This window comes from Pseudoalteromonas ardens, assembly GCF_030125445.1.
In the GTDB taxonomy this organism is placed as follows: domain Bacteria; phylum Pseudomonadota; class Gammaproteobacteria; order Enterobacterales; family Alteromonadaceae; genus Pseudoalteromonas; species Pseudoalteromonas ardens.
Genome location: NZ_JASJUV010000013.1, coordinates 20,738 through 34,970, shown reverse-complemented (window position 1 = coordinate 34,970; position 14,233 = coordinate 20,738). Strand labels below are relative to the sequence as shown.

Here is a 14,233-nt window from a genome sequence, read left to right as displayed (position 1 = left end):
GAGGTACACTTATGAGACTGGAAGCCGCTATCAGATTGATCGCCGGCAGTATGCTGATACTGTCATTGTTACTGACCTGGTTTATGGATCCACGCTGGGTGTGGTTGAGTGTGTTTATCGCATTGAACCTGATCCAATCCGCCTTTACCGGCTGGTGCCCGATGATGACCTTGCTCAAAAAACTTGGAATGGAGAATTAAGCGATGCTGACATCCCCACAGGACATTTTAAAAACCGTCAGGCCTAATCAACGTTGTATCAGCGCGCAGCAGGCCAAAGCAGAAATAACCACCAATCAGGGCTTATTGATTGACGTGCGCGAGCCTCAGGAACATCAGGAAAAAGCTGCCCCGGGGGCACTGAATATTCCCCGTGGCGTGCTGGAGTTTCAGTTACCCTCTGTGGAAAAAGACCCAAGCAGACCTTTGTACTTGCACTGTGCCGCGGGCGGCCGGGCGGTATTTGCCGCAGAGCAACTCACCCGCATTGGCTACCAGAATGTCAGCGTGATCACCTGTAAAGTCGATCAGGTGTGTCAGGTCTTTGCCTGACGTGCCGCCAGCTCGGCATCTGAGCGGGCAACACTCTGATACAGCCAGACCATACGGTCAAGAAACCAGGTTTTGCTCAGGATCACGCCCAATGCGCCGACGCTGGTGCTGATGGCTTCCTGAAACCACAGGCCAACACCACATACCAGGGTACTCAGCGTTAGCAGTGCCATGATGATTTTAATCACCTGATAATGCACCAGTGGCACCCGCTCCAGCTGATAGATTAGGATCTGCTCACCCAATACGGCTTGTGATGCCCAATTATGGGTATCTCTGGGTTTGCTGAAACACCTGGGATTCAGCCACACCCAAAGTAACAACACCACCAACAGCGGCCAAAAAGCCACCCCCAGCCAGTCACGCCACCACAGGCACGCAATCAACAAAGGCAAACAAGAATAACGACTCCAGACACTCCAGGGGTTGGCATGGCGTGCCCAGACTTCTTCGCTCATAGCGAAATACTTCGCAGCAGTTCGTTGCATCACTTCACCTCATACGCTCAGTTTAGTTCTCCACCAGTGTAGCCAGAGTCAGCGTTACCCTCTGTTTAAAAATGTCAATGACCGGGTACATTTTCTGACCCTTTGGCGCAACTCGCTTACAGCGCCAAGACACCTCAGCCCCTACACTGGCAACACAGCAACACCGTATTTGGGTTATTCAGTTAAGGACACAATCATGTTCAAAGGCTTTTCTCTGCTCACCTCAGGATTGATTATCAGCGCTGTGCTCAGTGGCTGCGGCGATAGCAAGGATCATCGCGGGGCATTACAAAAGCACCCAGGGGTCTGGCAGAAAACCGCCTATGGTGAAGTACTCGATATCAGCGCAGATCGCATGCAACGTTATGAATTTAATACTCATGCTTGTATCAAAGTGGCACAGCGTGCCCTGCCACTGAGCTCAGATAGTGAGATAACCCAGGCTCAGCTCAGGAACACAGAGCAGCTGCAACTGACTTATGCGGGCGAAGTCTATCCGCATATCTATGACCCGCAGACGTCACTCCCCGGTGTCTGTCAGTCGCCCTTATCCGTTGATACACAAGCCAACCCTACAGAAGTGTTTGAATACTTCTGGCACGCATTTAACGATTATTACGCCTTTTTTGCCTTGCGCGATATGGACTGGCAAACACAGTACAACCTCTATCGTCCACAGATCCATGATGCGATGCCTGACGATGCTTTGTTTGAGACGTTAACAGAAATGATTGCCCCCCTTGCCGATGGTCATGTGTCGGTTGCCAGAACACCTGGCCACCCCTATTTTGCGATGAAAGATGCGCCTATTTTGCGTGCAGCGCGAGGCACAGCCAGCTACTACCTGCGTTATAACATGCAATTGACCGATGAACAGGTCTTTTCAGAGCTGGTTCTGGACTCACTGCAAGTCACTCAGCGATACCTGGTACCTGGCAGTATGGGCAGCTTTCCGGCTGAGCAAGAAGAAAAAACCTTGCTATGGGGTAAGACCAAAGACAACATCGGAGTACTGGTGATCAATAACCTCGCGCGCTTCAGCAGCGACGCAGAGGCTAGTGAAACTGAGCATCTCGATGCAGCCAGTGTGCTGATTGATGGCATTATGGCAGCGCTGGCCGACACCGAGGGACTGATCCTGGACATTCGCAACAACACTGGCGGCGACGATGCCATTGCCCTGGCGATTGCCTCCCGCTTCAATACCAGTAAACGCCTGGCATTTAATAAACAGGCTCTGAACCAGGCGGGCCAGGGGGTGTTGCTCAGCCAGTCTTTGCAAACTCACCCCAATGCGTATACCAAACCCATTTATTTACTCACCAGCCAGCTGACCATCAGCGCTGGCGAAATTCTAGCTATGGCCATGATGCATCTGCCACACGTGACCTTACTCGGAGAAGCAACATCTGGCGCCTTGTCGGATAAGCGCTTTTTCACCTTGCCCAATGGCTGGCAGATATCCCTCTCGAATGAAGTCTACCGGGATGCACAGGGTACTTTGTATGAGCAACGTGGGATCCAGCCTGATATCACAGTACCTGCATTTTCCATGCATGCACTCGAAAGTGGCCGGTTTGAAAGCTATGATCACGCATTGACTTTACTGGGTAAAGACCCCAATCCTCAACTAACCATTGGAGAATTTGAACGCCAGCTCAGAGCGCTTCAGCAACAGGGTAATATTCCCGCCGTGGCCGTTAATATTATTCACGACGGCCAGTCGGTCTATCAACAGGGGTTTGGCCATGCGGATGAGCAAGGCACGGCGGTTAACGCACATAGCCGCTTTTATCTGGGTTCGGTGAGTAAAACACTGCTGGGGGCGACTCTGGCCCAGGCCGTTGAGCGACAACAGGTTGATCTCGATGCGCCTGTGGAGCGTTACCTGAATTTCTCTATCGATTTTGGCACACCGTTGGCTCAGCCCATTACGTTACGGCAGCTGATCACCCACACCAGCGGCATCATGGACCGCGATGCCATCTATCGCTGTAATTACTTTGTACATACCGATGGCAGCAGTTTATACAACCGCTTCAGCCAGGAGAGCGCATGTGAGGAACCAGCAGACACCAACCTCGACCGTTTCTTCACCGCTTACCTGACACAACCCGGCAGCCACTATCACACTGACAATTTTATTAGCCGCTTTGCTCTGCGCAATAATGAGGCCGCCGTATACACCAATATCGGTGCCGCACTGGCAGCCTATGTCACTGAGCAGGCAAGCGGACAAACCCTACCTGAGTTAACCCAGGACTATGTCTTCACCCCACTGGCGATGCAGCGCAGTGAATGGGGCATTGCCCAGCCAACCAAACCTGTGGTGCCACGTTACATTCATCACCCGGACACACAGCAGCTGATGCCTTTACCTGATTATGGCAACATCACCTACAGTGAAGGCGGTGCCATTTCTACCGCACACGATCTGGGCAATTTTCTGATTGCCTCCATGCAACAGGGCAAACTCAATGGAGAACAGCGTATCCCGGCACGTGCCGTAGCGGCCATGCTGGCGCCACAAACCGATGTCCCAAGCATCTCGGTAGAGCGAGGTTTCTTCTGGGGGCTGGATGGTGACAAAATCTACCACAGCGGGGAGGATCCGGGCGTGCTTACCCAGGTATATGGAGATATGCGCCATCAACGTGGCTTTGTGCTGCTGACCAATGCGGATTCAGGAAATGATACCAGTGCCCAGGCCTATGACGACATAGCACAGCTGGTACTGGCATTCAGTTACGGCATCATGAAGGAGCCGCATACCGCGCCTTAAAAGGTATTTTTTGGTGTACTCCCCGTCTCTTCTGATAACAGCTGAGGCGGGATAGCTGGTAATTGATAAGGCGCTACCAGCTTGTCCAGGACTTTGTTCTTTGCCATCCGCTGCATATGTTCAGTGAACTCACGCCCCACATGGCTTTGTGCAAATGCACGACTCATCGCCATGTGCCCATAGATCACCTGAGTATGGCGATAGTCCATTTTTCTCAGCTGATGCGCGGGCTGAGCAAGCACATTCATGGCCAGATCGGCCGTATCCTCGACGGCAATCACGAGATCGACCCGCCCTTTTAGCACCAGATCTACAGCAATACGTTCCGAGGGCACTTCAACCTTATCGAGCCGACTGTCCTGATCAAAACGCGGGAAAAATGCAGCACCGCGCATCACCGCGATCCGCTTACCGATGAGATCTTCATAGCGACGTACTTCAATCTGACTATGCTGATGGCCGTAAAAAACAAAGGAAGAAGACAAAGCCATATAGGGGGGAGTCACAAATGCCATTTTACGCTCACGGTCAGGTGTTCTGATCAGCCCGCCCATCACGTCGACTTCCCCCTGTGCCAGCATACGAATACACCGAGAAAAAGGACAAGGCACGGCTTTGACAGCGATGTCTTCATCACTGTGGTGTTTAATGTAATTAAGAATATCGAGAATTAACCCACGTGCGTTCCCCTTGTCATCGAGGGCACTGTAAGGGGGAGCGTGGTCGATCGCTACCAGAATTTGTTCATGGTCTGCCAAGGCCTGTTTGATTGAACACAAGCTCATCACCAGCATGATTGCTACAAAATACTTCATTGCACTACCTACCTCTTGGGCAACTCAGCAACCTAACTCGTCTCCATGTCACAAATATGTCATAAAAAGATAAAGTCTGAATCGTTAAGATAACACAAGGATTTGCAGCTTACTCTGGTTTTTTGTGATTTATTTCGTTTTGATGACTTGAAATAACCTGGTAGGGTCGCAGCCCAAAATATGGCATCACCGTCAAGATGTGGTCCAGTACATCAGCCTGTAAATGTTCATACTGCACCCAACGTTTATCCCGGCTGAAACAATACAACTCTACCGGCAAACCATACTGTGTCGGTGCCAGCTCTCGTACCATACAAAGACATTCCGAATTTACCTGGGGATGTGCTTTGAGGTAGGTTTCGGCATAACGGCGAAACACAGAGACATTGCTCCAACGCTGCACGGTGGTGTCTTGTAAAAGCGCAGCCACCTCAGGTAACGCCTGACTGAGCGCGGTCAATTCATCCTGGCTCAGTAAACGAATAGAATCAAAATCAAGGTATATTGCTCGCTTGATCCGCCGCCCATTCGACTCTTGCATGGCGCGCCAGTTTTTAAACGAATCCGAGATAATTTTATAGGTTGGAATGGTTGTGACCGTGTTATCCCAGTTGCGCACGCGCACTGTGTTCAGGCCAACTTCAATGACCTCACCGTCTGCACCAAATGCATCCACCTGGATCCAGTCACCTGTCGCCAGCAAGCGGTTGGCTGCAATTTGAATACTGGCCACCAGCCCCAGAATGGTGTCCTTAAACACCAACAGCGTGACCGCCGCGATGGCACCAAACCCGGACAGAATATACGTGGGCGATTTATCTATCGCCAGGCTGATCACCAAAATGGCACAAACAATAAAAATCAGTAACTTGCTTACCTGCACTAAGCTCTGGATCGGCACACTTTTGGCAAATGGTTGCTGGTCATAAATCGCGTTCACAATGTTGACCAGGCTACTTAGCAAAAAGCCAATACTGATGATCAGAAGCCCCTGAGACACCACACTCATTACATTGAATAGGCCTTGTGGTGCCAAAAACAAGGCTTCTTTGAAGGCGATAAACAACAGCGTACACACTACCATTGAAAAGCGACCACTGAATTTGCTCAGCTGGGGTGCCAAAAAGCCGATTTTAGAGTTGGAGTAGGCACTCAGAAACTGCTGAACCCGAGGTAGGAGCCATTGACGGATCAACCAAAACACCAGCAGCAATATCACCAGAGCCAATATGTTGGTACCCCATATCAGCAATCCACTGTGCGACGATGCGCCAAGCCAGGGTGTGAGTGCTTCACTGAGATGTGTCACTTTCATAGCTGTTTTACCTCTTCGCCACACACAGCTCCCCGAGCTTGCTGCTGTTCCCAGTACGCCATCAGCTGTGCGTCTTTGTCCAGCCACAGCTGATTAAGGTAAGCCTGAAAAGCAATCCGGTATTGTTTGTCCGTCTGATAGTTACCCTGAGGGACGGATCCCATAGACAACAGCTGGATCCGCACGTCAATGCGTTGCAACTTACCACACATAAAGCTCCGGCAAATGTGCTGATCCGGACTTTGATAAATGACGGTGGCATCAAGCAGGCCGTCCAGTTGCTGGGCCAATACCTCTAAGGCAAACGCAACGCCACCGGCCTTGGGCTTAAGCAAGTAGTGAAACGCCCCACCCTGACGTTGATGTTTCTGCGCGGTAAAGCGCGTGCCTTCCACGAAGTTGATCACGGTTGTAGGGTGCTGTCTAAAGTGACGACAACTGTGCTGAGTTCGCTCAACATCCATGCCTTTGAGCTTGGGATTTTTGGCGATTTTCGCCTTGCTTGCTCGTTTCATAAAAGGCATACCCAGTGCCCAGGCACCGGTGCCGATCAGGGGCACGTATTTGAGTTCATCTTTAAGAAAAAACTTCGGAGCAGGCAGTCTGTCGAGCGCACTCAGCACCACGATATCTAACCAGCTGATATGGTTGGCAACCAGTAAATACCAGGCCTGATTACTCACGTGCTCAGGTAAACTGAGTGTGATGTCAGGACAGCCCAACTGGAGCCCGACACGATTGCCCCGGCACCAGCCTCTATAGGCCCAGTGTAGGAGGTCTGATACACCTCGTAGTGGCAACACGCATTTCACCAGCCCCAGCGCAAACACGACAATACCCCAAAAGAGCGTATTCGCCAGTAGTATCGCCGTCGCGGTTGCCCCCGCTAGCCAGGCTGGTAAAAACTTTCTCAACATGCCACCTCCTTAACCAACTGTTCTATCAGGACTGTTGCGACTTTTCATGATGCTCGGCAGCTACCTCAGCACTGCCATGGCGCGCAACGAAATCGACCAACTGTTGGTCTTTTTGTCCCCATAACCGATTCAACTCGCTTTGGAAGCGCACTCTGAACTCATTGTCATTGCTGTAATCGCCAATCAGGTCTGCACTCACCGGCATCAGTTCAACCTGTACATTGACCTCGCCTACACGACCCGCAACAAAGTCCATAAAACTGGGGACTCCCTGCGGATAATGAAGGGTGACATTCACCACCTGGTTGATCTGCTCTCCCATTGCCTGCATCACAAACGCGATCCCCCCGGCTTTGGGTTTTAGCAAATGTTGAAACGGACTGCGCTGCTGTGCGTGTTTTTGTTCAGTAAAACGCGTCCCTTCCACAAAATTCACAATACTGACGGGCATGGTTTTAAATTTCTCACACGCCTTGCGGGTCGTTTCCACGTCTTTACCGCGCAGCTTAGGGTTTTTCTTCAACTGACTTTTACTGGTGCGCTTCATAAACGGGAAATCCAGCGCCCACCAGGCCAACCCAAGCACAGGTACGTAGAGTAATTCTTTTTTCAGAAAAAAGTTCAGAAAGGGGATTTTACGATGTAATACCCGTTGCAAGATCAAAATATCGACCCAGCTCTGGTGATTGGCGATCACCAGATACCAATCTTTGGCTTTCATCGTCTCTGGCATTGACACATTAAGACGAAACGGTGAAATAACAGACTGGTTAAGATTGTTACCGGCAACCCATAAACTGGCGCACCCTTTGGCAATGCGACTGGCCACTTTTTGTAGTGGTGCAATAGGTAATAGTTTGATCACACCCATCAGAAAAATGGGGATAAACCAGACCAGTGTATTAATAACGTATAACAATAATCCCAGCACCTGGCGGATTAGCGACATGCAATGTTCCTTTACTACGACTGAAGATGGTCTGTATGCCAGTGCACTCAGACCATATGATTAGAATAACGAACTAGCCCTATTACATCATACCGGGGCCTTGGCTGCCAAGCATCGTTAGACAGCCCGTGGTGACTTACGGATCGCGTGACGCTTAGTCTTCAAAATAGGTATAACCGCTGAGTCCGGCGTGTAACTGTGCCAGGTAATCGGCTTTCGTTGCTTCATCAACCTGAAGGGCGGAGATTTGCGTGGTAAAGTTTTCCGCCAGCGCCGCTTTGTCATAATGGACAAACCTCAGCACGTCCTCAACGCTGTCACCTTTAATGGCATTGCTCAGCTCGTACCCTGCCTGGGTGAGTTCGACGTGAACTGAATCCGTATCGCCGAACAGGTTATGTAAATCGCCCAGAATCTCCTGATAAGCGCCTACCATGAACATCGCAATATGGTATTGCTCACCCGGCTGATAGGGCGGAATAGGCAAGCTGGACTCAATCCCTGCACCTTCCACATATTCGCGGATCTGACCATCTGAATCACACGTAATGTCCTGGATCACCGCACGCTGCGTCAGTGGCTGGTCCAGTGCCGCAATGGGCATCACCGGAAACAGTTGCTGGATCCCCCAAACATCCGGCAGAGACTGGAATAGCGAGAAGTTGACAAACAATTTATCGGCCAGCTTTTCATTGAGCTCATCCAACACCTCACGGTGCGAACGCGAATGCACATTCAGACACTCTCTGACTCGTTGCAAGATGGTAAAATAAAGTTGCTCGATTTGCGCCCACTGCTGCATGTCTATCAGGCCATGGACATATTGATCATGACCATCACCAAACAGATGCATTGCATCATGGTATGTTTCAATTGCGAGTCTGGGCGTCAGTCGTTGCAATGACAACCATAGCTCCTGCTGGATATGATGCGCAGAAGGCGTTGGGGCGCTCGGCGTGGTCTGAAAAGGCGCTTGCTCTACATCAATCACATCGGTTATCAGTACAGCGTGGTGTGCCGTCAGTGCCCGGCCAGATTCGGTAATAATATCGGGATGGCGTAGCCCATGCTGCTCAGCCACTTCGGCAAAAGCCCCTACCACATTACGGGCATATTCAGCGACAGTGTAGTTCATTGAGCACGCGCTGCGAGAGCCCGACCCTTCGTAATCCACTCCCAGGCCACCACCCACATCAACCGTTTTTAGTGGTACACCCAGCTGTGACAACTCCGCATAATGACGGGCACATTCACGCAGTGCGCGCTGAATATCACGGATGTTGGCGATCTGCGAGCCAATGTGGAAATGCACCAGCTGCATCAGATGCAGTTTGCCATGAGCGGTAAGCTTGTCTACCACGCTCAGTACCTGACTGGCTGTCAGACCAAACTTGCCTTTTTCACCACCGGTATTTTGCCACTTCCCTTTGCCAATGGAGTTCAGACGGATACGAATACCTATGGTGGGCTCAATGCCCAACACCGCGATCTCCTTCAGCAAAGTATCCAGCTCAGACAGCTTCTCAATGACGATGTGCACTTTATGCCCCATGGCCTGGCCTATCATCGCCAGACGCAGAAACTCGCTGTCTTTATAGCCATTACACACTATAGTGATGGGATCTTTGGCAATCCCTAAAATAGCCATAAGCTCGGGCTTAGAACCCGCTTCCAGGCCAACCAGGCCACTCGGGTGTGCCAGTAATTTACTCACCACGGAGCGCTGCTGATTCACTTTGATGGGGTAAACACAGGTATACTGCCCCTGATAAGACTTAGCGATGGTCGCCTGTGAAAAAGCCTGTGTCATGGTTTCAACGCGACTATTCAAAATATCAGTAAACCGCACCAGCACCGGCAAGGTCAGGCCTTGCTCTTTAAAACGCTCGGTTAATTCAACCAGAGAAATGGCCGGTTTTGCCCGATCGCCATCGGGATAGGCGACTAACTCCCCCTGATCATTGATGTCAAAATACCCTTCACTCCAGTGAGTAACGTTATAAGTGGCTCGTGCGGTTTGCAAACCCCAGGTCATGGCAATCTCAATTAACTAGCTTTATAGATCGCATATTTTAATACTTAAGGCCAAGATGTGACAATCTTTTGCCATCCTCTGTGTAAAACGCAAACCTGATTTATCTGTTATGCCAGTAGCCTGAGCCGACCTGCGGTATTTTGTCCCTAACCGAGTCGGTGTTTATACGCTAAAATAGATTGAGCTGGGGCGAAAGCGCTGGCAAAATCTCTGAAAATTACATCTGCATGAAGGCAACAATGTCAAATTTAGAAGCAAACCGCTGGTTTACTGAGATCAGCGACCGTGATGGTAGCGCGTTCTCATTACGCGTCACTCGTAAACTGGACGAGATCCAGTCACCATTTCAGAATGTTGAAATGTATGAGACCACAGATTTTGGCAATCTGATGATCATTGACGGCTGTACTATGGTCAGCACCCGGGAGAATTTTTTCTATCATGAAATGATGAGCCACCCGGCTTTGTTTTCTCACCCGGCCCCTAAAAATGTCGTGATCATCGGTGGTGGAGATTGTGGCACACTGCGCGAAGTGCTTAAGCATCCGGATGTAGAAACCGTGACCCAAATCGACATTGACGAAGTCGTTACGCAAATGTCGCTAAAATATTTTCCAGAGCTCTGTGCCTCGAATGACGATCCGCGTGCAACCGTCATGTTTGACGATGGCATCAAGTATATGCATGACGCAGCCCCTGAGTCAGTCGATGTGGTTATTGTGGATGGCACCGATCCGGTGGGGCCAGGCGAAGGTCTGTTCAACCATGCATTTTATACCAGCTGCCTCAAAGCGCTGCGCCCGGGCGGTATTTTAGTGCAGCAAAGTGAGTCTCCTCTGATGCACATGAACCTGCTCAAAGCCATGCGTCAGGCAATGCTGGACGTGGGGTTTGTGGACCTGCAAACGCTGCCTTTCCCACAGCCTATCTACCCGAGCGGCTTGTGGTCGGCGACACTGGCACGTAAAGGGGAATCGTTTAACGGCTTCCGTGAGCAAGATGCCGAGCAGGCCAGCTTTGAAACTGAGTATTACAATACCGGCGTACACAAAGGCGCACTGGCAACCCCAGGATTTATGCGTCGCGCTTTTGAAAGTCAGGACTAATCGGTGATCACTGAATCCTTTTCATAAAAAAACCCGGCAACAGCCGGGTTTTTTATTAATTACATCAAGCTATCAGTTATTCCTGATGGTACTGACGGCTAAACTCATGCACTGCATTGATAAACACGCCGGCATTTTCCGGGTCCACATCTGGAGTAATACCATGTCCCAGGTTGAACACATGCCCCGACCCCTGACCATAGCCAGACAGAATGTGCTGTACTTCTTCGCGAATACGCTCTGGCGTACCATGCAACATAGACGGGTCCATATTACCCTGCAAAGCAACTTTATCACCAACACGACGTCTGGCATCTGCAATATCAATTGTCCAGTCCAGACCAACCGCATCACAGCCCGTTGCCGCGATGGCTTCAATCCACTGACCGCCATTTTTGGTGAAGAGTGTGACCGGCACTTTACGGCCATCATTTTCACGGATCAGACCATCAACGATCTTGTGCATATATTGCAACGAAAATTCTTTGTAATCACGCGGGCTCAGTACGCCACCCCATGAGTCAAATATCATCAGCGACTGAGCACCGGCTTTCACCTGGGCGTTCAGATAGTCAATAACTGAGTCTGCCACTTTGTCCAGTAACAAGTGCAAGGTCTTAGGCTCAGCAAAGGCCATCTTCTTGATCTTACCAAAGGTCTTGCTGCTGCCGCCTTCAATCATGTAAGTCGCCAGTGTCCAGGGTGAACCCGAGAATCCGATCAGTGGCACTTCACCTTTCAATTCACGGCGAATGGTGCTAACAGCATTCATCACGTAACCCAGCTCATCGGTTGGGTCCAGCTTAGGCAGTTTTTGCACATCGCTCAGCGAGCTGATTGGACGCTCAAACTTAGGCCCTTCACCGGTTTCAAAATACAAGCCCAGACCCATCGCATCTGGGATTGTCAGGATATCGCTGAATAAGATCGCCGCATCAAGCGGGTAACGACGCAACGGCTGAAGGGTAACTTCACATGCCAACTCTGCGTTCTTACACAGGCTCATAAAGTCTCCGGCCTGCGCTCGGGTCGCTCGGTATTCAGGAAGATAGCGACCTGCCTGACGCATCATCCAAACGGGCGTAACATCTACGGGTTGTTTCATCAACGCGCGCAGGTAACGATCATTTTTCAACTCGCTCATAGCGTAATTTCATTCCAATGCTGTAAAAATTGCTCAGATTGTATCATTAACTTCAATACGTCACTATTGAAACAGCACGCAAATTCCCACCAGCATGATCTGGATTAATCCTCTCATCCTGACCAGGTCACTTTTTATTCGATTGGTACAAAATTAAAACCCTTTTACTTCAATACATTACAAACCAGATTAAAAACACCCGATTAAACTGTTTGCAACAAGGGTAAAAGCTTGCTATAAATTTGCTGCGCTAAGAAGAATAAAAACACCTTTAAAACCAATAAAAATAAAGCTCTATTGCTAAACTGCATTGATAGCCGCTCAGGAATACCCCCTGAAGCGGCTTTTTTGTTTAACTAATTTTCAACATTTCAAGCAACCCCACCCTGCTGTTTATGCAATCTGCTCGTAAACAAGAGTTATTCCCGCACCTACATCAGAAACACACCCTGTTATTTACTCACTTGGCTAAAAAAGAGGTTGACCTTTTCATCAGATTTCCTTTTTATAGGAGACAGATAAACATAATCGGCATCACCGCTTTTTGGTGGTCACTATCGAGTTTTGACCCCGTTTTGGGTCACACTGTGCCGATGTTTTTGGCAAGCCACGGGCAGATGATGACCCGCTAAGGAGATAACTATGCTGTCACGCTTAGAACAAGCCCAACAAAGGTGGGGAGGTAGCCATAGCGTTATCGACAACTGGTTAGCTGAACGACAGGAGCTGTTGCTGCTGTATTGTAAGGTTGCAGGCCTGTCTCCGTTTGAGCAGGATGACCGGGCACTGCCTGATCAGTTACAAATTCAGACTTTTTGTCAGATCCTGATGGATTACCTGTCCGCCGGGCACTTTGAGATTTACGACAATCTGGTCGCAGCGTGTAAAGAGAAGGGCCCACAAAGCCTGAAACTGGCGCAGTCATTGTACCCTAGGATCACTGACACGACCGACCTGGCACTGGACTTTAACGACAAATACGCAGAAATGCAGTCGGAAACACTGATGTCAGACTTTGACAAAGATCTGTCGGAGCTCGGTGAAGCCCTTGAATTACGCTTCGCACTCGAAGATGAGCTCATCGATAACCTCTATGCCAATCACAGCGAAGATTAATATTAGCTGTGCTTGACCTCGAAAATAGATATAAAAAAAGGACCTGACGGTCCTTTTTTTATATCTGCTTTCAGTTGCCTCACCTTTAGATGAGGCATCAGCAGGTATTACTCTGAGTCGTGCGCGTGATCGTGGCCGTGCTCTTTCTCTTCCTGGATTTCCAGAAGTTCTACTTCGAAAACCAAGGTTGAGTTAGCCGGGATTTTACCCAGGTTACGCTCACCGTAGCCCAATTCTGAAGGAATAGTGAACTTGTACTTAGAGCCAACCGCCATCAGCTGCAGACCTTCAGTCCAACCCGCGATAACCTGGTTCAGTGGGAAAGTCGCAGGCTGGTTACGTGCATAAGAGCTGTCGAACTCAGAACCGTCAAGCAAAGTACCTTTGTAGTGTACTTTCACGATGTCAGTTGCAACTGGCTTTTTGCCTTCACCTTCGCTCAGTACTTCATACTGCAGACCCGAGTCAGTGACGTTTACGCCATCTTTCTTCGCATTTTCAGCCAGGTACTCAGCACCTTCAACTTTGTTCTTCTCAGCATCAGCTTGTGCTTTCGCCGCTTGCTTTTCACGTACTGAAGAATCCAATGCAGTCAGTACTTCACGAATTTTCGCTTCGTCCAGTTTTGCATTACCATCTAGTGCGTCTTTAAAACCGCGCATGATCAGTGCCTGATCCAGTTCAATACCCAGCTCTTTTTTATCTGCCATATCTTTTTGCAGGAAGTTACCAACGGATGCACCGATACCATAAGCTTGCTGTTGAACTTCAGTCTCCAGCTTTACTTCTGCAACTTGCGCTGTTTTTTCTTCTGCTTTTTGGTTACAAGCGGTCAGTGCCAGAACCGAGGCAGCCACTAAAGATAACTTAATTGTGTGTTTCATGTTTTCTCTCCGACAAACCCAGGCTCAGAGTCAAATATCACTATCCTGGTTGGGTGTCTTTGTTAAAATTATATTAATCTTAAAAAAGGGTGGATGTCACATTACCATCCGTAGCGCATAAAGCCAAATTT

General features: G+C 49.6%; 13 protein-coding genes. 5 read left to right on the top strand and 8 right to left on the bottom strand.

All coding sequences use genetic code 11. The features are described from left to right. Positions 1-11 precede the first annotated feature (11 nt). Positions 12-200: a YgaP family membrane protein gene (locus QNM19_RS23880; RefSeq protein ID WP_010386970.1), complete on the top strand. Its 189-nt coding sequence runs from the start codon at positions 12-14 to the stop codon at positions 198-200. A 3-nt stretch (positions 201-203) separates the two neighbouring features. Then, positions 204-551 carry a rhodanese-like domain-containing protein gene (locus QNM19_RS23875; protein ID WP_049863520.1) on the top strand — a complete coding sequence of 116 codons (348 nt, stop codon included), beginning with the start codon at positions 204-206 and terminating at the stop codon, positions 549-551. Here QNM19_RS23875 and QNM19_RS23870 read toward each other — a convergent pair. Further along, positions 536-1,039 (bottom strand): DUF6653 family protein, encoded by a 504-nt coding sequence (locus QNM19_RS23870; protein ID WP_049863519.1) that lies wholly within the window; start codon positions 1,037-1,039, stop codon positions 536-538. The two genes, QNM19_RS23875 and QNM19_RS23870, sit on opposite strands and share 16 nt — an antisense overlap. A gap of 196 nt (positions 1,040-1,235) precedes the next feature. Between QNM19_RS23870 and QNM19_RS23865 the strand changes: the two genes are divergently transcribed. Beyond that, on the top strand, positions 1,236-3,821 hold the full coding sequence (locus QNM19_RS23865; RefSeq protein WP_049863518.1) for a serine hydrolase: 2,586 nt from the start codon (positions 1,236-1,238) through the stop codon (positions 3,819-3,821). On the opposite strand, the gene QNM19_RS23860 is transcribed toward QNM19_RS23865, so the two are convergent. The 5 genes from QNM19_RS23860 to speA all read right to left on the bottom strand — a co-directional run bounded on the left by QNM19_RS23860 (position 3,818) and on the right by speA (position 9,852). Then, positions 3,818-4,636, bottom strand: coding sequence for a substrate-binding periplasmic protein (locus QNM19_RS23860; RefSeq protein WP_082225349.1), 819 nt, complete (start codon positions 4,634-4,636; stop codon positions 3,818-3,820). The genes QNM19_RS23865 and QNM19_RS23860 overlap by 4 nt on opposite strands. A gap of 109 nt (positions 4,637-4,745) precedes the next feature. Further along, entirely contained in the window at positions 4,746-5,951 is a 1,206-nt protein-coding gene (locus QNM19_RS23855) for a mechanosensitive ion channel family protein (protein ID WP_049863517.1), read from the bottom strand. After that, positions 5,948-6,868 (bottom strand): acetyltransferase, encoded by a 921-nt coding sequence (locus tag QNM19_RS23850; protein WP_049863516.1) that lies wholly within the window; start codon positions 6,866-6,868, stop codon positions 5,948-5,950. The genes QNM19_RS23855 and QNM19_RS23850 overlap by 4 nt, the downstream gene beginning before the upstream one ends. A gap of 25 nt (positions 6,869-6,893) precedes the next feature. Continuing rightward, a complete protein-coding gene (locus tag QNM19_RS23845; protein ID WP_049863515.1) occupies positions 6,894-7,817 on the bottom strand; it encodes an acyltransferase in 924 nt (307 codons plus the stop codon). A 154-nt stretch (positions 7,818-7,971) separates the two neighbouring features. Beyond that, complete coding sequence (speA, locus tag QNM19_RS23840) at positions 7,972-9,852, bottom strand: biosynthetic arginine decarboxylase (protein ID WP_049863514.1); 1,881 nt, start codon at positions 9,850-9,852, stop codon at positions 7,972-7,974. 239 nt (positions 9,853-10,091) lie between these two features. On the opposite strand from speA, the gene speE reads away from it, so the two are divergent. Beyond that, positions 10,092-10,958, top strand: coding sequence for a polyamine aminopropyltransferase (speE, locus tag QNM19_RS23835; protein ID WP_010386985.1), 867 nt, complete (start codon positions 10,092-10,094; stop codon positions 10,956-10,958). Positions 10,959-11,034: 76 nt separating this feature from the next. Here the strand turns inward: speE and hemE are convergent, their stop codons facing one another. Beyond that, entirely contained in the window at positions 11,035-12,102 is a 1,068-nt protein-coding gene (gene hemE / locus QNM19_RS23830; RefSeq protein WP_046006930.1) for a uroporphyrinogen decarboxylase, read from the bottom strand. A gap of 642 nt (positions 12,103-12,744) precedes the next feature. Here hemE and QNM19_RS23825 point away from each other — a divergent pair. Beyond that, on the top strand, positions 12,745-13,218 hold the full coding sequence (locus QNM19_RS23825) for an Rsd/AlgQ family anti-sigma factor (protein ID WP_010386987.1): 474 nt from the start codon (positions 12,745-12,747) through the stop codon (positions 13,216-13,218). Between the two features lie 107 nt (positions 13,219-13,325). Here the strand turns inward: QNM19_RS23825 and fkpA are convergent, their stop codons facing one another. Further along, positions 13,326-14,102, bottom strand: coding sequence for an FKBP-type peptidyl-prolyl cis-trans isomerase (gene fkpA / locus QNM19_RS23820; protein ID WP_049863512.1), 777 nt, complete (start codon positions 14,100-14,102; stop codon positions 13,326-13,328). Positions 14,103-14,233 lie beyond the last annotated feature (131 nt).